Origin of the sequence: Arenibacter nanhaiticus, assembly GCF_900141935.1 — a bacterium.
Taxonomy (GTDB): Bacteria; Bacteroidota; Bacteroidia; order Flavobacteriales; family Flavobacteriaceae; genus Arenibacter; species Arenibacter nanhaiticus.
Genome location: NZ_FQYX01000006.1, coordinates 1 through 22,821 on the forward strand (window position 1 = coordinate 1; position 22,821 = coordinate 22,821).

General features: G+C 37.1%; 19 protein-coding genes. 12 read left to right on the forward strand and 7 right to left on the reverse strand.

The features are described 5' to 3' along the window. Window positions 1-222: twin-arginine translocation signal domain-containing protein (locus tag BUA16_RS05245; protein ID WP_143150464.1), on the reverse strand; the 222-nt coding region annotated here is incomplete at its 3' end. Between the two features lie 212 nt (window positions 223-434). On the opposite strand from BUA16_RS05245, the gene BUA16_RS05250 reads away from it, so the two are divergent. The 7 genes from BUA16_RS05250 (at window position 435) to BUA16_RS05280 (ending at window position 14,159) form a co-directional block, all read left to right on the forward strand. Further along, window positions 435-4,532: a hybrid sensor histidine kinase/response regulator transcription factor gene (locus tag BUA16_RS05250; protein ID WP_072763602.1), complete on the forward strand. Its 4,098-nt coding sequence runs from the start codon at window positions 435-437 to the stop codon at window positions 4,530-4,532. A gap of 101 nt (window positions 4,533-4,633) precedes the next feature. Next, window positions 4,634-6,028 carry a DUF3472 domain-containing protein gene (locus BUA16_RS05255; protein ID WP_084668439.1) on the forward strand — a complete coding sequence of 465 codons (1,395 nt, stop codon included), beginning with the start codon at window positions 4,634-4,636 and terminating at the stop codon, window positions 6,026-6,028. 111 nt (window positions 6,029-6,139) lie between these two features. Continuing rightward, window positions 6,140-9,487 carry a glycoside hydrolase family 2 TIM barrel-domain containing protein gene (locus tag BUA16_RS05260; RefSeq protein ID WP_072763798.1) on the forward strand — a complete coding sequence of 1,116 codons (3,348 nt, stop codon included), beginning with the start codon at window positions 6,140-6,142 and terminating at the stop codon, window positions 9,485-9,487. A 136-nt stretch (window positions 9,488-9,623) separates the two neighbouring features. Further along, window positions 9,624-10,589 (forward strand): M28 family metallopeptidase, encoded by a 966-nt coding sequence (locus BUA16_RS05265; RefSeq protein ID WP_084668440.1) that lies wholly within the window; start codon window positions 9,624-9,626, stop codon window positions 10,587-10,589. 130 nt (window positions 10,590-10,719) lie between these two features. Beyond that, window positions 10,720-11,856 (forward strand): formylglycine-generating enzyme family protein, encoded by a 1,137-nt coding sequence (locus BUA16_RS05270; RefSeq protein ID WP_072763603.1) that lies wholly within the window; start codon window positions 10,720-10,722, stop codon window positions 11,854-11,856. A 126-nt stretch (window positions 11,857-11,982) separates the two neighbouring features. After that, window positions 11,983-13,113, forward strand: a complete 1,131-nt coding sequence (galK, locus tag BUA16_RS05275) for a galactokinase (RefSeq protein WP_072763604.1) — start codon at window positions 11,983-11,985, stop codon at window positions 13,111-13,113. Between the two features lie 5 nt (window positions 13,114-13,118). Then, window positions 13,119-14,159, forward strand: coding sequence for a UDP-glucose--hexose-1-phosphate uridylyltransferase (locus tag BUA16_RS05280; protein ID WP_072763605.1), 1,041 nt, complete (start codon window positions 13,119-13,121; stop codon window positions 14,157-14,159). 190 nt (window positions 14,160-14,349) lie between these two features. Here BUA16_RS05280 and BUA16_RS05285 read toward each other — a convergent pair whose 3' ends face one another. Both BUA16_RS05285 and BUA16_RS05290 read right to left on the reverse strand, forming a co-directional pair. Then, window positions 14,350-14,754, reverse strand: coding sequence for a hypothetical protein (locus BUA16_RS05285; RefSeq protein ID WP_072763606.1), 405 nt, complete (start codon window positions 14,752-14,754; stop codon window positions 14,350-14,352). 104 nt (window positions 14,755-14,858) lie between these two features. After that, complete coding sequence (locus tag BUA16_RS05290) at window positions 14,859-15,095, reverse strand: hypothetical protein (RefSeq protein WP_072763607.1); 237 nt, start codon at window positions 15,093-15,095, stop codon at window positions 14,859-14,861. Window positions 15,096-15,247: 152 nt separating this feature from the next. Between BUA16_RS05290 and BUA16_RS05295 the strand changes: the two genes are divergently transcribed. Then, a complete protein-coding gene (locus BUA16_RS05295; protein ID WP_072763608.1) occupies window positions 15,248-16,210 on the forward strand; it encodes an ROK family protein in 963 nt (320 codons plus the stop codon). On the opposite strand, the gene BUA16_RS05300 is transcribed toward BUA16_RS05295, so the two are convergent. The 3 genes from BUA16_RS05300 to BUA16_RS05310 form a co-directional block, all read right to left on the reverse strand. After that, on the reverse strand, window positions 16,198-16,491 hold the full coding sequence (locus tag BUA16_RS05300; protein ID WP_072763609.1) for a chaperone modulator CbpM: 294 nt from the start codon (window positions 16,489-16,491) through the stop codon (window positions 16,198-16,200). The genes BUA16_RS05295 and BUA16_RS05300 overlap by 13 nt on opposite strands. Window positions 16,492-16,493: 2 nt before the next feature. Continuing rightward, window positions 16,494-17,393 carry a DnaJ C-terminal domain-containing protein gene (locus BUA16_RS05305; protein ID WP_072763610.1) on the reverse strand — a complete coding sequence of 300 codons (900 nt, stop codon included), beginning with the start codon at window positions 17,391-17,393 and terminating at the stop codon, window positions 16,494-16,496. 118 nt (window positions 17,394-17,511) lie between these two features. After that, window positions 17,512-17,934, reverse strand: a complete 423-nt coding sequence (locus BUA16_RS05310) for a hypothetical protein (protein ID WP_072763611.1) — start codon at window positions 17,932-17,934, stop codon at window positions 17,512-17,514. 179 nt (window positions 17,935-18,113) lie between these two features. On the opposite strand from BUA16_RS05310, the gene BUA16_RS05315 reads away from it, so the two are divergent. The 3 genes from BUA16_RS05315 to BUA16_RS05325 all read left to right on the forward strand — a co-directional run bounded on the left by BUA16_RS05315 (window position 18,114) and on the right by BUA16_RS05325 (window position 21,388). Then, window positions 18,114-19,352, forward strand: a complete 1,239-nt coding sequence (locus tag BUA16_RS05315) for a PAS domain-containing sensor histidine kinase (protein ID WP_072763612.1) — start codon at window positions 18,114-18,116, stop codon at window positions 19,350-19,352. Window positions 19,353-19,401: 49 nt separating this feature from the next. Further along, window positions 19,402-20,448, forward strand: a complete 1,047-nt coding sequence (locus tag BUA16_RS05320; RefSeq protein WP_072763613.1) for a response regulator — start codon at window positions 19,402-19,404, stop codon at window positions 20,446-20,448. Between the two features lie 100 nt (window positions 20,449-20,548). Next, window positions 20,549-21,388, forward strand: coding sequence for a universal stress protein (locus tag BUA16_RS05325; RefSeq protein ID WP_072763614.1), 840 nt, complete (start codon window positions 20,549-20,551; stop codon window positions 21,386-21,388). Between the two features lie 42 nt (window positions 21,389-21,430). Here the strand turns inward: BUA16_RS05325 and trxA are convergent, their stop codons facing one another. Further along, window positions 21,431-21,730, reverse strand: coding sequence for a thioredoxin (gene trxA / locus BUA16_RS05330; protein ID WP_072763615.1), 300 nt, complete (start codon window positions 21,728-21,730; stop codon window positions 21,431-21,433). Between the two features lie 225 nt (window positions 21,731-21,955). Between trxA and BUA16_RS05335 the strand changes: the two genes are divergently transcribed. After that, window positions 21,956-22,801 (forward strand): universal stress protein, encoded by an 846-nt coding sequence (locus BUA16_RS05335; RefSeq protein WP_072763616.1) that lies wholly within the window; start codon window positions 21,956-21,958, stop codon window positions 22,799-22,801. The last annotated feature ends 20 nt before the right edge of the window (window positions 22,802-22,821 follow it).

Sequence of the window (22,821 nt, forward strand, 5' to 3'; positions counted from 1 at the left end):
AATTCTGGCCGGATCTATATCACATATAGCGGTAATTAGTACATCGTCCCTTTTTAAAAGGTTGTTTAGGTGGTTGGTTCCTCTAAGTCCAATCCCTAAAACAGCAACTTTTAATTTCTCTGTATTTCTTTTAAACGATTTTCCTAAAGATATGTTCGGAAGAATAGCAATACCAGCTGATGTTATAGCGGTCTTTTTGATAAAATTTCTCCTGTGGTTCATTGGTTCTTTTTTGTGTTAAATAAAGGCCAACAAATATTAATATTATGTAAAAAAATAAGGTGTAAATTATTTACATTTTAGGGGGAGAAAATCGGATATGCCCCGAAAATAGGCGGATTTTACACCTTTTTAATCAAAATGACCGCATTAGGTTATTGATATTATTGAATATATTTGTTACATCTATGTTTAGTTAGGGTTAATAAAATTATATGTTTACAAAAAGGAAGTTAATTAGGGAACCAATGCTAGGGGTAATGTTATGGCTTTGGTTCTTAGGGAGTACCGCTGTGTATTGCCAAAAATCTTCTAATTTTATTAAACTTCCTTTTACACTCGATAATCAAAAAATAAGAGTATATCAGACCGTACAAGATAGCTTGGGCTTTGTATGGTTGGCCCATGGAAATGGATTGTCTAAATATGATGGGCATAGATTTACCTTTATTTCTTCTGATAAAATATTTAAAGAGGATCTAAATCAAAACGAGGTAAAAAAAATTCTAAAGGATAGCTATAGCCGTATTTGGGTCTTGTCTACCAGTGGTGAATTGCGCTATCTGGCCGCTAATGATACCTTTCTCCCAATTGGTGAAGAAGCAAATTCCATCTTAAAAAACCATAAACTAACCATGTTTATGGAAGAAAAGGGCATCTTGTGGTTGGGGACGTCAAATGGTGGGATTTTTACCTATGATGTTTTAACTGGAAAATTGAATGGTATTACTACCATACCTAATGTTACGGAAGGAAGTACAGAATTGACATCGATGGTTGTCCGAAATTCAGAACAATTGATCGTTAGTACTTATATGGGGCCCGTATATATTTATTCCTTGGTAACCGGAGAATTAAAGGAATTTAATGTGCCTTATGAAACGAGAATTCCAGATAATGTGTTTTTGCTTCTAGATAATAAAGATCGACTTTGGCTTGGGTCTTCTTATGTTAATCATGGGTTGCTAATTTACGATTTTGATACAAAAAACTTTGTGCAGGATGCCATTTTTGACAAGGAAAGGAAGAATCTCCTTAAGGACCCATTTACTTTTATGTACAAAGATTCTAAAGGGATTTTTTGGATCGGCACGGATGGTAACGGGCTCTTTAAAATTAATTTGGATACAGATGAGTTTCAAAACTACAAGCACAACGACCTTAATGAATTTTCTCTGAGCAGTAATACTATTTTAGATATATATGAGGATATGAACCATAATTTATGGGTCATCAGCAATTATGGGGATATAAAAATCCTCCCCAATCCAGATGGTCAGTTTAAGTATCATTCCGGATCCTTAAATAACAAAACGGCGCGGGTATTATCAACATATAGGGCACAAAACAATGCCTTATGGATAGGGACAGATGGACAGGGATTAATGAAGTTTTCGGAAGAAAGCAAACTAGAAAAACAATTTTTTGCTTCTTCAAAAAAGCAGAAGGCCTTTTATATACACACTATCAATGAAGATAGGAACAATGATATTTGGGTAGGAACTTATAAGAACGGACTATGGGTGTACGATAAAGAAATCAAAGAGTTTTCCAAGATACCCCTTGTGGGCGGCAAGGGCTTAGAGGCATCCGATGTAAGAACAAGTTTTCGGGATGCTAAGGACAGAATATGGGTGGCTACCGATATAGGGGTTTATGTATTTGCAGACAAAAATCGTTTGTTGGCAAGTTTTCCAAATAATAGTGCTGGGCTGTCCGGGATAATAACCCAAAGCATTGTTCAGGACCATAAAGGGGGCTTATGGTTGGGAAGTGATGGTGGAGGGTTATTTGAGTTTAAAGAAGATTTTTCAGATTTTTCTAAATCTACATTTAAACAGTACCCTTATGTAGACGAAAAAGGTCAAACGAAGAAGAGTTTTAGAATTCAATCCATGGCAGCAGTTTCCAATGGGGATATATGGGTTGTGACTACTTTGGGGAGCCTGTTAAAATTCGATCCGAAGACAGGGGAGTTTAAGTCCATGGAGATTAACGATCCTTCAAAAAAGGTGGTCTTTAGATCGGTGGTGTCGGATTCTCAGGAAAAATTGTGGTTAGGGTCTAGCCATGGGCTGTGGAATTATAACCCCAAAGATTCCTTGCTTAAAATATTTTACGATAAGGACGGATTGCAGGATAACTATTTCATGCCCCGCAGCGCTCATAGGGGAGCGGACGGGTATTTGTATTTTGGAAGTTTAAACGGAGTCAATTATTTTAAACCCAATAACCTGAAAAAGAAAGAATACGTCCCTAACTTACTTTTAGAGGAGATCAAAATTTTAAACCAACCGGCTATTTCCGTGATTCCCGAACAGTTAAAAAACGGGGTCGAAAAAATAACGCACCTTTCTTTAGAACACGATCAATCATCATTTTCTTTTCGGTTTTTGGCGTTGGACAATGTTCTTTTTCCGCATTATAGTTATGCTTATCGGTTAAAAGGATTTAATGAAGATTGGGTTATTTCCGAAAATGAACGATTGGCGAGCTACACCAATATTCCGCCGGGAAATTATGTTTTTGAGGTAAAGGCAGGAACTGATAAAGACTTGTGGAATATTGCTCCCATTGCAATTAATATTCATATTGCTCAGCCATTTTGGAATACACCTTGGGCACATATAATATATGTATTGTTGGCCCTAGCTTTAATTTATAGCATATTCGTATGGCTACAATTAAGGAATAAACTTGCTTCAGAAGAATTGCAAAATCGACATGAAAGGGAATTATATGCTTTAAAAATGAACTTTTTTGCCAAAATGTCACACGAAATACAAACCCCCTTGACCTTAATCCTTATTCCGTTGGAGAATATGATAGATAGAGCCGTAAAAAGCGGGAATGTTGTTTTGGAAAAAAGGCTGCGCTTAATAGAAAATAATGCCCGTAGATTATCCAGAATTGTCTTTGAACTTACTTCTCTTCGAGATAAGGAATTAGAAAAACTGGTTCTTAGGGCTTCCCCTGGCGATATTATTGAGGATTTAAAACTGATTGTGGCTTCCTTTGAAGAGCAGGCCGATTTTAAAGGGATAAGATTTAGGTTTAATTATCCCTCGAACGGACTGACCATTTCGTACGATAAGGAGAAAATAGAGCATGTTTTTTATAACCTCTTGTCGAATGCCTTTAAATTCACACCCAAAGGAGGTACTATATGTTTAGACATATTAGTGGAGGAATGGGACAAAAAAGTAAAAATTTCCATTACCGATTCGGGGCCTGGAATACCTAAAGAAGAGCTTGATAGTATTTTTAAATTGTTTTACCAAACGGGTGCTGGCAAAGAGAAAATAGGAACTGGAATTGGGTTAGCACTAACCAAGGAGTTGGTAGACTTACACAATGGATCCATAGACGTAAAATCGGATCCAGAAAAAGGAAGTTGTTTTATTGTAACTCTTCCTATAATCAGGGATTTAGATACTGTGTCTGAAGAAAATAAGAGTGCCAATAGTTTAGATGAAGGGCTAAAAGAAAATACCTTGGAGGTTCTTCCATCAAAGGATTTGTCAACCAAGGAGCAAAGTAAAACTATATTAATTGTCGAAGACAATTATGAACTGCAAATTTCTTTAAAGGATATTTTTAGGGATTCTTACCAGATCATATTGGCCGATGATGGAAAAGAAGGATATGACTTGGCGTTGCAACATCTTCCGGATTTAATTATTAGCGATGTTATGATGCCAAAAATAGACGGCATTCAGATGAGTGAAATGCTGTTGAAAAATACAAACACTGCCCATATCCCCATTATCTTGTTAACAGCAAAGAAGGAATCGCAAAGTAAAATATTGGGCTTACGCGCTGGGGCCGTAGAATATATTAATAAACCGTTTAATATTAATGAGCTCATCCTAAAAGTTAATAATATTCTTACTAGACGAGATCGGTTGCTTTTTAAGTTTAAAAATGACCTGATCAGTACGCCCACAAAAGGAAACTTGAAATCACAAGACGAAATATTTCTTGATAAAATTGTCGCTCTCATCGAAAATAACATGGGGAATCCCGATTTTAAATTGGAGGATTTGGCAGTTGAATTTAATATGAGTTATTCGGCCATATATCGAAAGTTTCAAGCCTTGACCGGAAAAAAAATAGTCGATTTCGTAAGAACTATGCGCCTTAAAAAAGCAGCGGTCCTAATTGGAGAGTGTAATTACTCCATTTCCGAAGCAGCCTTTATGGTTGGATTTAATGATCCGAAATACTTTTCTAAGTGCTTTAAAAAAGAATTTGGGAAAAGTCCAGGAAAATTAAAAGGTAAAAATAGAACGAACAGTAGTCCCGAGGCCTAGGTATACAACCATTGACCGATAAGATTGGCTGTTGGTTAATTACGTATTTTAAAAGAAGAGAAGTAACAAATTCCATTGGGGGAAATAATCAATTAGTAAAAATGACAAAAACAGTTTTGAATGATCAGCAACGACAAGCATGGGCTTTGTCTATCAATGGATTTAGCTTGCTAAAGCTTTTTCTTATTACAATTTTAGCGTCTTCCTGTAATACGCTGTCAAAACAAGATATTCATGGACAAATGAGTCCGGAGAAATTAGAATTCTCGGCCACAATTAACCCTAGGGGTAACACTTGGGTAGTTAATAATCTAGCCGAAAATCAGACCATGATTACTAAAGAAGGTGTTCAAAACTGGAAAAATATAGATAATGAGTTACGCACTTACTTTAAGACAAATGCCATTGGGAATTTACATCTAGGGCTTCATATAAAAGTACCTGAAGGAATTTCTAAAATAAAGGTGAGCGTAGGTGACCAATCCAAGGAAATAACAGTCTCTAACAGAGGTTTTGAAAATATACCAGTCGGAGTGTTTACCATTGGCAAAACGGGGTATCATTATATCCAATTAGAGGGTATAGAAAAAACCGGTGCCACAGTAGCCGATATAAAGGAGGTCTTGGTAGGAGGTCCAGCGGTTAATGGAGCAATTACCCATGTGAAGGAGGATTTTTATTGGGGTAGGAGAGGACCATCGGTACATTTAAGTTATATCACTCCTGAGGATACCGATATTTTATGGTTTTATAACGAAATTACCGTTCCCGAAAATGAAGATGTAATAGGTTCTTATTATATGGCCAATGGCTTTGGGCAAGGGTATTTTGGAATGCAGGTAAACACTGAGACCGAAAGACGGGTCCTATTCTCGGTTTGGAGTCCATTTGAAACCCAGGATCCAAATGAAATTCCAGATGACCAAAAAATTATACTGTTGGGAAAGGGGAAGGGAGTAACCACTGGCGAATTTGGTAATGAAGGTTCTGGTGGACAGAGCTATAAAGTGTTTGATTGGAAGGCAGGAAACACCTATAAATTTTTATTAAAAGGGGAGCCTTCAGAAAACAATTCGACTGATTTTACGGCGTATTTTTATGATCCTGAGATTAAGGAGTGGAATTTAATAGCTAGCTTTAGAAGGCCTCATACGAGTACCTACCTCACAAGGCCCCATTCTTTTCTAGAGAATTTCGAAACTGAAATGGGGTTTGTTTCTAGACAAGCAGAATATACCAATCAGTGGGTTTTTGATACGAAGGGCAATTGGCATGAACTTACCCAAGCTAAATTTACTGCCGACGCAACGGCCCGAAAGGGATCAAGGGAAGATTATGCCGGCGGTGCATACGGGAATACATTTTATATGAGAAATTGTGGTTTTTTTAGCGATAAGACCGATATGGACACTTTTCATAGAAGGAAGAGTAATGGAGTAGCACCAAATATAGACTTTTCGGCTTTAGAAGTGCCCAATAAGAATACTGTTAAATAATAGAAGTGAACGCCCCTAGTGATGGAGCAGGGTTTGTTAAAACCTTAAAAGGCAAAATTCCTTAGGTAGGGACTGGAGCTTAAATAATTGATGTTTTTACCAAAAATAGTTATGAATAAATTTGTATTATCGGTGTTCTGCACTGTGATTTTTACCCATTTTGGGAATGCTCAAAAGGGCATTAGTGATATCTATAAATATATTGAAGACCCTAAGGTTATATCCGAAAACAAGGAAAGCCCTAGAGCTGGATTTTATTCCTATAAATCAGAAGAAGAAGCTGTAGAAAACAACTATAAGTCTTCTGGGAATTACCTTTCATTAGACGGACAATGGAAGTTTAAATGGGTAAGAAGTCCAGAAGAGCGACCTTTAGACTTCATCCAGCCCAATGTTGATGTAGAGGCATGGGATAATATAAAGGTTCCTGCAAACTGGGAGGTCGAAGGGTTTGGAATCCCTATTTATGTCAACCATCAATATGAGTTTGCCGATTATAAGGCTCCCGTTTCTTCTGAAATGGAGCTGGTAGATCGCATTTATCCAAAGAATCCAGGAAAGGTTCCCCATGATTACAACCCTGTAGGATCTTATAAACGCGACTTTCACCTAGACGCTTTATGGACGGTCGAAAAAGAGGTGTTTTTACATATAGGAGCTATGAAATCTGGTGGGTTTGTTTGGATTAATGGCCACTATGTGGGGTATTCCCAAGGAAGTAAATTGCCTGCCGAATTTAAGATCTCAAAGTATCTTCAGCCCGGGAAAAATACTATTTCCTTACAGATTTATAGATGGACCGATGGTTCTTATCTAGAAGCTCAAGATTTTTGGAGAATAAGTGGAATTGAACGTGGTGTTTATTTATATGCACAGCCAAAAATTAGAATAAAAGACTTTGAAGTAACTTCATTATTAGATGGTAGCTATACCGATGGTGTGCTGAATCTAAGTCTAGAGGTGGAAAACAATAGCGGAAAAACACAAAATACTCAAATTTCTTATGCTGTTTTGGACAGTGAAAAGAAAGTGGTAATTTCTGATCGCAAAGCACTTCGTTTGGAGACCGAAAAAACAAATGTTATTTCATTTTCTAACACCATTAGAAAGGTAAAGGCATGGTCGGCAGAAACGCCGAACCTTTATACTTTAGTGATAACAACCGAAGATAAAAAAGGAAGAATCATTGAGGCTACTTCCAATAACATTGGTTTTAGGACCTCTGAAATTAAAAACGGGCTGCTTTTGGTAAACGGACAACGCATTACTCTAAAAGGAGTAAACGCTCAGGAAACCGATCCGGAAACGGGCCATATTATGAGTGAGGAATTAATTCTGAAAGATATCCAACTTTGGAAAGAAAATAACATCAATGCAGTTCGTTTAAGTCATTACCCGCGGGGCAATAATTTTTATGAATTATGCGATAAATATGGGATTTATGTGGTAGATGAAGCAAATATTGAATCGCACGGTATGTATTATGGTAAGCATTCTTTGGCCAAGAAACCAGAATGGGAACTTGCCCATACCGATAGAATGGTGCGTATGGTAGAGCACCATAAAAACCATCCTTCTATCATTATTTGGTCTATGGGGAACGAAGCCGGAAACGGGACCAATTTCTATGCAGGATATAAGGCTATCAAAGAACACGATGCTTCTAAAAGGCCGGTACAATACGAACGTACCTATAAAGATGAGGATGGTAGTTTATTCGATATGGATGTAAATACCGATATCATCGTGCCACAATACCCTTCTCCGGCTACTTTTGAAGCCATTGGTAGCAGTAAAACAGATCGTCCGTTTATTCCTAGTGAATATGCCCATGCCATGGGAAATAGTACTGGGAACTTTCAGGACTATTGGGATATCATTGAAAAATACGACAACCTGCAAGGGGGCTTTATATGGGATTGGGTAGATCAGTCTATTTGGAAAACTAATGAAAAGGGAGAACGCTATTATGCCTATGGGGGCGACTACGGAGAGAATATGCCGTCGGACAATAGCTTCTTGAATAACGGCATTGTGTTCCCGGACAGAACGCCACAACCTGGCTTGTACGAAGTTAAAAAAGCACATGAGTTTATAAACTTTAAAAGCAAGGGATATACCGCAAAGAACGAATTAAGGGTACTGGTAGAAAATCTTTACGATTTTGTAAACTTGGATATGTTTACTATTACAGCTCAAATAAAAGCCGATGGAAAGGTTTTAAAAACGCAAGATTTTGGCGGAGTTGCTGTAGAACCACATACAGGTAAGATTATCCGGGTTTCCTTAGATGGTGTAGAAATGACACCTAATACGGAGTATTTTGTAATTGTTTCTGCAACTCTAAAGGAAGATTGGTCCTTACTTAACAAAGGATTTGAAGTGGCCCATGAGCAAATTCCTTTGAAACAACCTATTTGGGAAAAGACCAAGTTGGTAAATGAAGGAAAATCCTTATCACTAAAACAAGACAAGCTATATGCTACGGTAAGTAATGGAGATTTTAGTGTAAAATTTGATAAAACTGAGGGGAACATTATTTCGTATGCGTATATGGGTACGGAATTGATCAAGGATGGTAACGGACCAAGACCAAATTTTTGGAGAGCAGTAACAGATAATGACTTCGGAAACGGTATGCCATATAAAAATATTGAATGGAAAAAAGCATCTTTATTTGCCAAGGTATCCTCTTGTGAGGTGCGTCAATCAGCTAGCAATCAGGTAGATTTTGTCGTAATGTATCAACTTCCTGGAGTAGATACCAGATTTACGTCTGTGTATACTGTCCTAGGTACGGGGGTGCTAAAAGTACACAATAGCTTAGAACCATCAACTTATAAAGGCGATATACCAAGAGTAGGTATGAAAATGCAATTGCCAAAAGATTTTAACCAAATGACCTATCTAGGTCGTGGCCCTTGGGAGAATTATCAGGACAGAAAAGCTTCGGCCTTTGTAGATCTGTATACGTCTAATGTGGCCGACCAGTATGTTCCTTATATAAGACCTCAGGAGAATGGATATAAGACAGAAGTTCGATGGGCAGCATTTGAAAATACGGATCGTACTGGTTTAATGGTGGTATCTGCCATTGATAACAAAAAGAACTTAGGCCTGAGCGCATTGCATATGCTTAACGAAGATTTTGATGCAACACCAGGATTAGACTATGGTAAAGGTAATGTAGAAGAAGCCTATAGAATAGACGGGATGCCGGCCGTAAACAGTAGCAAACACACCATAGATATCAAGGAAAGGGATTTGGTGCAATTAAATATAGATATGGAACAGCGTGGTGTTGGTGGTGACGATAGTTGGTATGCCAGACCGCAGCAAGAATATCAAATAAATGGCGATGAGAAGCATACGTATAGTTTTTATTTGATTCCTTTCCAAAAAGGCAATACCGATAGCTTTATAAATAACTTTAAAAAATATTATCCTTTGGAAAAGTAAGATATAGGACTGTTTTTTCTAAGTATTAGTAGTATTTTTGAGCCGCTGTTTGGAGTTTTATAAGTTATTATATAAAACTTCAAACAGTTTTTTTTAAGGCGTAATTCCAATTATTTATTCAAGAAGTAACTAAAAAATGAAAAGTTTAAAAATTTATTTGACGGCAGTTTTAGGGAGCATGGTTTTGCTCTCTGCCAATGCACAGCAAGACATTACAACTGCAGAATTAAAAGAGCATATCGAGTTTTTGACATCAGAAAATAAGGTGGGCCGTTATCCGGGAGGGAAAATAAACAGGAAGATTGTAAAATACATCATCAATGATTTTAAAGAAGCTGGGATACCGCCTTTTTCAAAATCGTATACCCAAAAGTTTAAGGCCCAATTACGCTTTAAAGAGGGGGATGCCCCTAAAGGAAAGGCCAAGACATGGAACGTAATCGGTTTTATAGAAGGTAATGATGATAAATTAAAGCACGAATATGTGGTTCTTGGAGCGCATTATGACCATTTGGGTATGGGTGGAGGCCCTTCTACCAAATCAGATAAAATTGCCATTCATTACGGTGCCGACGACAACGCTAGTGGAACTTCGGCCCTGATGGAAATTGGAGAAAAATTAAAAGCACACCAATCAGAATTAAAAAGGAGTATTATTTTAGTAGCTTTTGGCGCTGAGGAACAGGGATTATTAGGTAGTAAATTCTTCGTTGATAATCCTATTGTACCGATTTCACAGATTAAATTGATGGTGAATATGGATATGATAGGAAGGTTGAATTCTGAGAACCATATTTATATGGGTGGAGCAGGAACATTTCCTGGCGGTGTAGAATTAATGAAAGAGTTAGGGCCTCCGTTAGGACTTACTCCTTTGGTGCATGCAGGATCCGTCGGTGGGTCGGACCATGTTTCGTTTTTCAAAAAAAACATTTCGGTTCTTGGCCTTCATACCGGTGGTCACCCACAATATCATACTCCGGAAGATACTATAGAATTTATCAATTTTGAAGGGCAAAAAAGAGTCAGTGAGTATATATTCCAAGCTATTATGAAAGTAGCAAGTACCGATTATAAAATGGAATTTATTTATCAGGAATAAAGAAAATCCTGAGTACGCTTAGATTATTAATATTTGATATCCCCGAAGTTTTGCTTCGGGGATATTTGGTTTTAAGAAGTATTTTATTGGTAACTTTACCCTTCATAATTTCTGAAAATTAATTTATAGAATGAGGAGTCTTAACATATTTGGTGCGTCGCTGTTGGTTTTGCTAACGGTGCAATGTAAAGAAAATAAAAAAACAGGAGAGAAAAGTGATCCACAAAAATCGACCTTGAATGAATCAATTTCGGCAGAGGTTCTCAGCACCCTTATTTATGAAAAGCCATCAAATATAGAGACGCCTAAAGGAATGGTATGGATTCCTGGAGGCGAATTTATACAGGGAGCGGTTCCACAAGATAAGATGGCCATGTCTCATGAAAAGCCAGCCCATAGAGTTGCTGTTGATGGGTTTTTCATGGATGTTACCGAAGTTACCAATGCCCAGTTTTCTAAATTCGTAAATGAAACCGGGTATATAACAGTGGCAGAAAGGGCCATAGACTGGGAAGAAATGAAATCTCAAGTACCCGAGGGAACTCCAAAGCCACACGATTCTATTTTACAGCCGGGGTCATTGACCTTTAAAAAAACAAAAAACTCGGTCCCTAATCTATTTGATTTTTCCCAATGGTGGAATTGGACCGTCGGTGCTAATTGGAAACAGCCGAATGGTCCGGGAAGTAGTATTCAAGGAAAAGATAACGAACCGGTAGTGCAAGTGGCATACGAAGATGCGTTGGCCTATTGTAAATGGGCCAATAGACGTTTACCAACCGAGGCCGAATGGGAAAGGGCTGCAAGAGGAAAAAAAGAATCCAGTATTTATTTCTGGGGCGATGAGGAGAAGGTTTTGTCCCAAATGGCGAATACTTGGGAAGGCGAATTTCCTGTAAATAATATTAAATCCGACGGATTCGAAGCTCGTGCAAAAGTGGGATCATACCCTCCAAATGAATTTGGGTTGTATGATATGGCCGGAAATGTTTGGGAATGGACCAGTGATTGGTATAATGTAAATTATTATAAAGAGCTTCAAACATCACAGCAACCAATAGTGAATCCTAAAGGAGCAACAACGGCTTATAACCCCAACTCCCCATACGCCAAAGAAAAGGTCATGAAAGGAGGTTCGTTTTTATGCAATGCTTCCTACTGTGCTAGCTATAGAATTTCTGCTAGGATGGCAAGTAGCTTAGATTCTTCTTTGGAACACTTAGGATTTAGGACTGTAGCTACCGTAGAAATGTTGTCTGCCAACTAAGGTAGGCAACAGTCCATAGGTCATTATTAATTTAATGAGAGCCTTTTATCGATTTATAAATGTATTTAATACGTTTATAAAATAATATTTCTATTTTTGAGTATAGCAATTCACAAACTAATATAAATGCAGTTTCTAGAAAACTTTACGCCTCAGCTGATTGTCGATTCTCCTGGGAGAATTAATATTATTGGAGAACATACGGATTACAACCTTGGGTATATATTGCCAACGGCCATTGACAAAACGATTAAATTCAGTTTTCAAAAAAACGGATCGGAAAATACTTGTCAGATATACAGTCTAGGGTACGACACCGGATTTGAAGCTGATTTGGGCAGTATAGCAAAAAGCGAGGTGCAATGGGAAAATTATGTTCTTGGTGTACTGCACCAAATAGCTCTTAGGACCGATAAGTTAAGGGGGTTTGACTGTATAATAGAAAGTAAATTACCAATAGGATCTGGGGTAAGTTCTTCTGCTGCATTGGAATGTGGATTGGCCTATGGTCTGAACGAACTTTTTGATTTGGGCTTGTCTAAAATAGATATAGTAGAACTATCTAGGGCCGCAGAGCATAACTACGTGGGGACCAAATGCGGAATTATGGATCAGTACGCTTCAGTAATGAGCAAGGAAGGCCATGTAATTCTTTTAGATTGTGAATCTTTGGAAGCTACTTATATTCCAATAGAAATAGCGCCTTACAGAATTTTGTTGTTAAACACGAATGTTTCGCATAGTTTGGCAACAGGAGAGTACAATACAAGACGTAGCGAATGCGAATCTGGAGTAGCTATGATCCAAGCACAAAATACTGAAGTAAAGGCCTTAAGACATGTTGATCTCCAAACATTGGCGACCTATAAAGATACCATGGACCCTATCGTGTATAAACGCTGTAGTTATGTGATCGAGGAAAACCAAAGGGTTCTTGACGCAGTGAAGGCCTTAAAAGAAAACGATTTAAAAACCCTGGGGACTTTAATGTACGAAACACATCAGGGCTTAAGTGAACAGTATGAGGTTAGTTGCCCGGAACTAGATTTCTTGGTAGATTTCTCCAAGGGAAGGGATGGAGTCTTAGGAGCAAGAATGATGGGTGGCGGTTTTGGTGGCTGTACCATTAATTTGGTCCACGAAGATGCCATGGAAGCTTTTATTGAGGCCGCATCCAAAGCTTATGCAGAAAAGTTTAATATAGCGTTGACGGCTTTTGAAGCCCAACCAAGAGAAGGAACCTCCATCGTAAAATAAATACTATGTCTAAAGAGTTTAACAACAATCCACATAGAAGACTTAATATATTGACCGGAGAATGGATTCTAGTATCTCCGCATAGAAATAAGAGGCCATGGCAAGGGAAAACAGAAAAACAAGCTGTAACAGATCGCCCGCAATACGATCTGGCCTGTTATTTGTGTCCTACCAATGAAAGAATGGGAGGTGAAAACAATCCCGATTATAAAAAACCGTATTCTTTTGTCAATGACTTTTCGGCTTTGTTGAACGATGTCAAGGATGAAAAATACGAAAATGGACTCTTGTATGCCGAGTCTGAATCTGGCATTTGCAAGGTCGTTTGTTTTTCACCTGACCATTCGGTAACCTTGCCACTAATGTCTATTTCGGCCATTACAGATGTTATTTCTCTTTGGCAAAAGGAATATAAAGAACTGGGGAGTATGAAAGGTATTAACCACGTTCAGATTTTTGAAAACAAAGGAGACGTCATGGGGTGTAGTAATCCGCATCCTCATGGACAGGTATGGGCTCAAAAGAATATACCTTTAGAAGTGGCGAAAAAAATAGACAGACTGAAGGATTATTGGGAGAAAAACCAAAAAAGTATTTTGGAAGATTATGTGCAACAAGAGTTAAAATTGGATGAACGTATTATTCTAGAAAACGAACATTTTGTGGCTCTTGTGCCTTATTGGGCTGTATGGCCTTATGAAACTATGATACTTCCCAAACGAAAAATAGCCCATATTGGCTTGCTTACAGAGAAGGAAAAAGTTTCCTATGCAGAAATCCTAAAAGGCATGACGATTAAATACGATAATTTATTTAAGACTTCTTTTCCCTATTCTGCAGGGATACATCAAGCACCAACAGACGGTGAGGAACACCCCGAATGGCATTTTCATATGTCATTTTACCCGCCATTATTACGTTCGGCTACCGTTAAGAAATTTATGGTAGGATATGAAATGTTTGCGAACCCACAACGTGATATCACAGCTGAACAGGCGGCCGAAACCTTGGCATCCTTACCGAGCATTCACTACAGTAAAACATAGTACTAATAAGATTTCCGAAGTATGTCCTAAACAAAGGCCATGCATCGGAAAATCTTATAATTTCCTAGTGGGGATTGACATGTTAAAAGTGACCTTTGTTCTTCAAAGCGACAAACTATCAATAGAGGAGCATTGAATTCCAATCTAAAACAAACAATAAGTTGTGTCAGGGGCTTCTTTCTTATTGGATTTACTCATCTAACAAGATTTTTAATTTTGTCAAAATAATAACTTCCGCTTTATTTTTATTGGCAAATGCAGCTGCGATTTTATTGGAGGTATCCCAAATTAGTTTTTTAATAGGAATGGTGAATTTTGATTTATGCTCCCTATAAAAATCACTGAACTCCTTAAAATATATAGAACCCTCATGTTCTTCATTCTGTAACCAATCAAAAACAATTTCGATTTGGTATGCGGTGTCAGTACCAAATTGATCTTTAAAATCCTCAAGGGAAACCCAATTTTCACGTACCGCAGCATGTAGTTTTTCAACCTCACTAGACCTAACTTTATTATCGGCCATAGCAACGGCATAGAATAATTTTCCTAGATTTTGGTAGAGCTCATCGCTTATTTTATTGGATTGTTCCATGTCTTATTGTTTAAGATTAGCAGTAAATTAAAACCATTCACCTCAAAAGAACCAAAAGGCAAGGAATACTTATTGCGCTTTAGTTAACAGCTGACTTCTATACCTTAAAAGGACACCTCAGATTCTTTATAGTCCGTTAATGCATGAAGGGTATGTTTAATTCTCATCAATTCTTTTTTAACCTTTTCTAAGGTAAAAGGATGGTTATAGCGTATGGATATAGTTTTATTTTCCACACTGATATCGAGAATTCGTAAATCTAAAATTCTACTTAGATTTCTAACTATAATACGTTTGCATTGCTCCGAATTAAGATCCGGTACTTGAATTAATGTTTTCATTACAGTAAGATTTTGGGTTTAATTCTTAAAAATAACCACTCAATTGTAGATAGTAAATGATATATATCATAACAAAGGGGGCGAAATTTACGTTGCTTTGTAATAACGCATTCATTTATGAAGGATATCATAGTTGTTTTATTCCCAAAGCGATGAAAAAAATAGTATTGGCCATAGATATTGGAGGTACTAATACCAAAATAGGGTTGGTAACCAAGGAAGGTAGGATTCTAGGGGTAAAGGTGTTCGAGACCCGAGCAAAATTGCCCTATAAAAACTTTATGCAAAAGCTCGAAGAAAAAGTGAATATGTTGCTCAATGAGCACAATGCTTTTTTTAGGATAGAGGCGATTGGGGTAGGAGCACCTAATGTTAATATCCTTACCGGAAACATGGAAAACCCACCTAATTTAAATTGGGGAACTTCGGTTCCTTTGACGAAATCAATAGAAGAAATATGGAAATTCCCCACCATAGTGGCTAATGATGCCAATGCCGCCGCGATAGGAGAAATGACCTTTGGAATGGCCCAAGGAATGAAAAACTTCGTGATGTTGACCCTTGGGACCGGATTGGGGAGCGGTATAGTGATCAATGGACAATTATTGACAGGGGAACACGGTCTGGCTGGAGAATTGGGACATACCAAAGTAGATCCCTATGGCCGACAATGTAATTGCGGCTTAAGAGGATGCTTGGAAAATTATGTTTCCGTAACAGGGATTAAGCGGACCGTTTTTGAACTTATTTCTGAAATGACGGAAGACTCCCCTCTAAAAAAATTAAGCTTTGATGACCTAAAAGGAGAAATGATTGCCGAGGCAGCCTTAAATGGAGATCCTATTGCCATAAAAGCTTTTGAACTGACCGGTGAAATTTTGGGAAGTAAATTGGCCGATTCCGTCGCACATCTAGATCCAGAGGCTATTATCTTGGCAGGTGGATTGGGAAACGCCGGAGATATTCTTTTAAATCCGACGGTGGCAAGTATGGAAAAAAACCTGTTTACGGCTTACAAAGGAAAAATAAAAGTCCTTATTTCTAAGGAGCCAAGTGCCAATTCCATTTTGGGGCCAGCAGCACTAGCCATTAATAATCTCACCTACTCTTCATAGAGATCTAATTTGTTTTTTAGGAAAGTAATCTCATCTTGCATTTTTTCGATACGATCTAACAAATGATTGATTACTGCTATCCCCTCTAAATTGATCTCTAAATCCGAATATAACCTAAGAATCTTTTCGGTCCTTGGTAATTGCTGAAGTGGTATGTATCTTGTTTTTTCCCTAGAAACCAACTCTATCAGTCCATAATCATGTAGTTCCAATATAAATTTTGAAGAAATATTATGGCTTATACAGAAATCGGTAATCGCTATATAGTGTTCGTTTCCCATGATTAGGTTTGTTTTTTAAGGGTTGCCAATTCTTTAAACAGCTCTTTCTCCTTTGGGCTTAGGTTTGTTGGAACTATAATATTATAGGTAATATATAAATCCCCGAACTGCCCTTCTTTTTTGTACACAGGAAAGCCTTTGCCCTTAAGTTTTACTTTAGTTCCGTTCTGAGTCTCTGGTTTTACTTTTAGTTTAACTTGACCTTCAAAGGAGTCTACAGTAATATCTCCTCCTAAAACGGCCTTGTAAAGATCTAAATTTACCGTGGTATACAGATTGTTGCCGTCTCTTTTAAACGGCGTATCGTTTATGATAGTGAAACTAATGTAAAGATCCCCATTGGGTCCGCCTTGTTGTCCTGGCCCTCCATGGCCACTTATCTTAATAGTCTGCCCATTTTCTATTCCTGCCGGTATGTTGAGCCGGATTTTTTTATCGTTGATGGTCAAAGTTCGCTTATGGGACGTATAGACATCCCTAATATGCAATTGTAAGGAGGCATTTAGGTCTTGCCCTCTAAATTTTACTCTTCCCCTGCCACCAAAATTTTGGGAACCCCCAAACATAGATTCGAAAAAATCCGAAAAATCCTGTGCACTATAACCTTGTGATGATCCAGAACTCTGCGGACCATAACTGTATTGTCTGGATTTTTTGGCTTTTTCAAACTCTTCGGCATGTTGCCAGTCCTTACCGTATTGGTCGTATTTTTTACGGTTTTCAGGATTGCTCAACACCATATGAGCTTCATTGATTTCTTTAAACTTTTTCTCGGCTTCCTTATTGTTGGGGTTTATATCGGGATGATATTTTCGGGCCAATTTTCTGTAAGCTTTTTTAATATCGCTTTGGCTGGCACCTTTATCTAAATCAAGAACCTTGTAATAGTCTATAAATTCCACCTTGTTGATATTTATAATTCAATAATAGATTGAGTGTATTGTTAAGCTACTATTTCTTCTGCGGTTTAAACAATATTGAAATTCTGTAATGGGTAAATAGGCTTCAGAGGATACGATCTTATGTTGTTTTAAAATTTAAAAGGGTAGGGGCGGTAATTTTGAAGATGTCCTTTTTTGCTAGTTTGAAAGCCTCCGTAATATCATACATCGTTTTTTTTAACTTTAATTGTTTTTTGATTATTTCCAATGCCGTTTCTTTTGGAGCAAAATAGGGGATGCAGGCGAGCTCAAATTTTCGATACTCAATCTTTTGGATGAGCTTGTCACATTTAATTCTTAGGGACTCAAAGCGGATTAAAACTTGCCTGACATCGTCCAAATTTTCATTTTCTGAACTATTGGAAAAATACCGGTCCAATAAAAGTTGTAAAACAATAAGTTCTTCCTTGTGTTGGGTTAAATCGGACATCCAATCATCTAAAGTGGTGTAAATTAAGGATATATTTAAGGGTTGTTTGTTGGTTGCTTGAAATGAATCCATAATGATGTTGTTTATTTTTATAAATTTAAGGAGCCCTTTTTGGTCGCGACATGATTTAAATCATTTCGACTTATAGGAAACAGCTTTTTAACGGCAGAAAATCGATATTTCATCAGCTCCTATTTTAAAGAACACGAAAATGAAACCTTAAGGGCGTTAATATTAAAGCAGCTCGGATAATGAAGACTTTTGAAGAGAACAAGTCGTTTTTTCTACTGCTTACCCAAGCAGTATCTCAAGGAATTGTAATAATAAATAAAGAAGGTATTATTATAGCTGCTAGCGAACGGACCCATGCCATGTTTGGATATTCGGAAGATGAGGTAATAGGAATGCCGATAGAAGGGTTAATAGTTGACCGGGATAAACAATCTTGTAGTATTGCGGTAAAAGCCGTGTTTAATAAAATAGAGAACATCAACATTATTTCTAGTACGTCATTAATAGGACAACGGAAAAATAAAGCGCAACTGCCTTTAGAAATAGTTTTCTTTAGGTTCCAAGATCAAGGACTAAAATACGTTTTAGCCCTGTTTAAGGACATGACGGTTCTAAAAAACAAAGATGTTGAAATACATGAACTGCACAGTCAATTAGAATTAAAAATAAAGGAACGCACAAGGGAGCTTCGCGACACTGTGGCTATTCTTAAAAAAGAAATGAAGCGAAGGGAGAAGGCCGAAGCCCAGTTGGCCTTAACACTTCAGAAGGAAAGGGAATTAAATGAGTTAAAGACAAAATTCCTTTCCTTGGTTTCCCATGAGTTTAAAACCCCATTAGGAGGTATTCTTACCTCTGCGACCTTGGTAGGGAAGTATAAAACAACCTTAGACCAAGAGATTAGGGATAAGCATCTATTTAAAATTATTGGTGCGGTACGGCACCTTAATTCTATTTTAGACGATTTCCTCTCTGTAGAACGACTGGAAAAAGGGAAAGAGGTTTACCGTAAAACAAATTTTTCCCTAAGCAAAATTGTCAATGATGTCATTTATAATGCGAATATGCTTTTAAAGAGTGGGCAACGCATTAATTATCCGGCAAATATAGATGAAGTTATCATTCGGCAGGATGAGAAAATTGTATCTTTAGCATTAACCAACTTGTTGCACAATGCTATTAAATATTCTCCCGAAGATATGGAGATAGATGTACAAGTAGTATTGTGCAAAGAAAAAGTCATTTTTCACATAATTGATAGGGGGATAGGAATTCCTTTAAAGGATCAAAAACATATTTTCGAAAGATATTTTAGAGCAGAGAATGTTTTGTTAACCCAAGGTACTGGTATTGGCCTAAACATCGTAAAAACGCATATAGAAAACTTAGGTGGTAAAATATATTTTAGTAGTGAACCTGAAAAAGGAAGTACCTTTTCCTTAGAGTTCCCCCTCATAGCGCAAATACCTAAAAATTGAAATGAAAGTGGGAAAAGGTACTTTTTAAATCTTTCAAAAAAATCAGTATATGAGCAAAATATTAATTATTGAAGATGATCCGTTATTACGCGAAAACACTGCAGAATTATTAGGGTTGTCTGGTTATGAGGTGCTTACGGCCGAAAATGGTCAAAAGGGGGTGAAGACTGCAAAAGAACTGTTGCCAGATTTGATAATTTGTGATATTATGATGCCGGTATTGGATGGTTATGGGGTTTTAAAGGCACTTTCTAAGGAAGAAACCACCAGATTAATCCCTTTTGTTTTTATGTCGGCAAAAACAGAAAATAAGGATGTCAGAAAAGGGATGGCCTTGGGCGCCGATGATTATTTGACCAAACCTTTTGAGGAAGCAGACCTCCTTGGGGCCATTGAGAGCAGGTTGGCAAAAATAGCTATCTTAAAAGAAAGAAATGCCTTGTCCTTGACAGTAGGGGACGTTTTTCAAATTGCGACGATCGATGATTTAAAATGTCATATTAAAAACAAAGGAAAATCTTATGATTTTAAAATAGGAGAGTACGTATATAAGGAAGGTGATCATGTAAATATGGTGTTTATTATAATAAGGGGTGTCGTTAAAACCCATAGATTAGATGAACAAGGAAAGGAATTGATTACCGGGGTGTATAAGGAGGGCGACTTTTTTGGGTTTGGTTCCTTTGGCAATACACCCTTTTACGCAGAATCAGCAGCCCCCTTAGAGCATACAACCTTGGTGGGATTAAGGAATGAAGAATTTCGGAATATATTACAACAAAACAGTCTTCTTTCTTATGAATTAATGAAGCTTTTGGCGGTAAACCTTTCAGAAACCAAAACGCAACTCTTGGAAATGGCATATGGATCGGTTCGTAAAAAAACGGCCAGGACCATTCTAAAATTTGCCGAAAAACTAGAGACCGATGCGGAAGGGTGTATTCATATCTTACGAACTGATCTGGCAAGTGTGGCTGGAATGGCCACGGAAACATTGATAAGAACCCTCTCGAGCTTTAAAAAAGAAGGTCTAATAGAAATAAAAGATAGAAATATTAAGGTAATCGATATTGAAAAGTTGAAAAAAATTCAATAATTTGGGTGTTTGGGTTTGCTTAAGATAGTATGACAATAATCATTTACTAAGCGCGGATTCTCAAGTATTTTTAGGGAAATAAGTTGTAATCCTTTATGATATGAGGCAAATCTTAATTCCAACCGATTTTTCCAACAACTCTTGGAATGCCATTACTTATGGACTACAATTTTTCAAGAAATCTAGATGTACTTTTTACCTATTGCACATCATTCCCATATTCTCTTTTTCAGAATCCTTAAATGAATCAGCGAATTCGTCGGCCGATCTACAGGAACAATTGTTGATTGAAAAACAGGCAGAACTACAAAAAGTGATTGATAAGATTGAAAAAAAATTCCTGAATCCAAAGCACCGTTTTATAGGTGTTGCAGTATATGATTTTTTTATAGATGCTATCCGGAAACAAGTACTGGATAAACAAATAGATATGATCATCATGGGAACCAAAGGAGCTTCCGGATTAAAAAAAGTAGCTATAGGGAGTAACACCGGAGATGTCATTACGAAAGTAAAATGTCCCTTATTGGCCATACCTGAAAACTCCCAGTATATAAGACCAAAGGAAATAGCGTTCCCTACAGATTTTCAAATGGGGTTCGATTTAAAAGTATTGTATACACTTTTAGAAATAGCCGGTAGATACAAGGCTATTATCAGAGTATTGTACATTTCTAAAAAGAAAGAAAGCCTAAGTTTGGAACAAACTAAAAACAAAGATTTTCTGCATGATTACTTTTCAGATCTGGAACATACTTTTCATTTTGTTACCGGAAATAAAATGGAAACCGCTATACAGAGTTTTACAGAGCGCAATGAGATCGATATGATTGCCATGGTTGCGAAAAATTTAAATTATTTTCAACGTATTTTATTCAAACCGGAAGTAGAAGAAATAAGTTACCATACAAAAATCCCGTTTTTAGTTTTACACGAGTAATTAACACCTTTTGCCTTCATTATAAAAACCATCTTTTTGATGTTATCCTCTGGATTGTATCGTACTAATTAAGGCCGCTTTTTGTACTATTCCAGATTCTCGCCACACCTGTTGTCCATTTTTAAATAAAATCATCGTGGGTACTCCACGCACGTTATATTTACTGGCTAATTCCTGGTTTTTATCTACATCTATTTTAATGATTTTTACGCCATCGCCAAGTTCTTCTTTTACTTGTTTAAGGATGGGAGCCAAAGATTTACACGGTCCGCACCACTCTGCAAAAAAATCTATTAAAACAGGACTGTCCGAGTTTAAAAGTTCATTAAAGCTAGTTTTCATGTTTTGTAAGATTTATTATGGTTACACCTACTTATAGTACGTTTCTAAAAGGAGTATAGCTTATATGGTCCTTTTAATTGTTGGAAATTTTTTGAAACAGCCCAAAAGCATATTTCTTTAAACCTTATAAGTATTCAAATATACCATTTTTTAACCTGATTGATATCATGTTTATTTACATTATGGAAGCTTAAATTTGAACGTATAAGCTAGTAAAAATTAACCATGAGAAAAGTTTTGATTCCAACAGATTTTTCCGACAATGCTTTTAACGCATTAAAATACGCCTGTCAAATTTTTAAATACGAAACCAGTGAATTTTATATTATGCATGCTTATGCGGACGAAGTGTATAATCAGAACATTGACACGGATCGCAGTTTGTTGGAGGTGAAAAAAGAAGAGTGCTTTCAGGAATCTGAGATAAAACTTAAAAATATTCTGGTTGAGATTAAAAAATACTCCCCAAATCCAAATCACACTTATTTTACGCTTTCCAAATTTGGTTCGTTGATAGATGAAACAAACGACTTGGTGAACGAGCACAATATGGATATTGTCGTCATGGGAACCAAAGGAAAAACCAATGACCGGCATCTTACCTTTGGTAGCCATACCCTGCAGGTATTGAAGTACATACAGAGTCCTGTTTTGGCCATTCCCGAAAATTACGAATACAAAGCACCTAAAGAAATACTTTTTCCTACCAATTATTTAGTGCCAAACAAACGTAGGGAGCTTAAATTATTATGTGAGATAACGGCCTCCTTCAGGTCATCGATACATGTATTGTATATAGATCCCATAAAAAAATTGACACTGCGGCAGGAAGACAATTTAGAGTTTATTAAAAACTCTCTAAAAAAGGCAAAAATTATCACGGCCACTAGCCCAGAGAAAGACAAGGCCAAAGCCATTACCAATTTTATATCCGCACATCAGATAGATATGTTGGTGATGGTAAATACAAGACATTCCTACTTAGAAGATATGTTGTACCAATCTACCATAGATAAAATTGGTCTGTATATAAAGATCCCTTTTCTGATTTTTCAAAACCTTGCTCGTTAAAAAAATAAATACGATCCCTT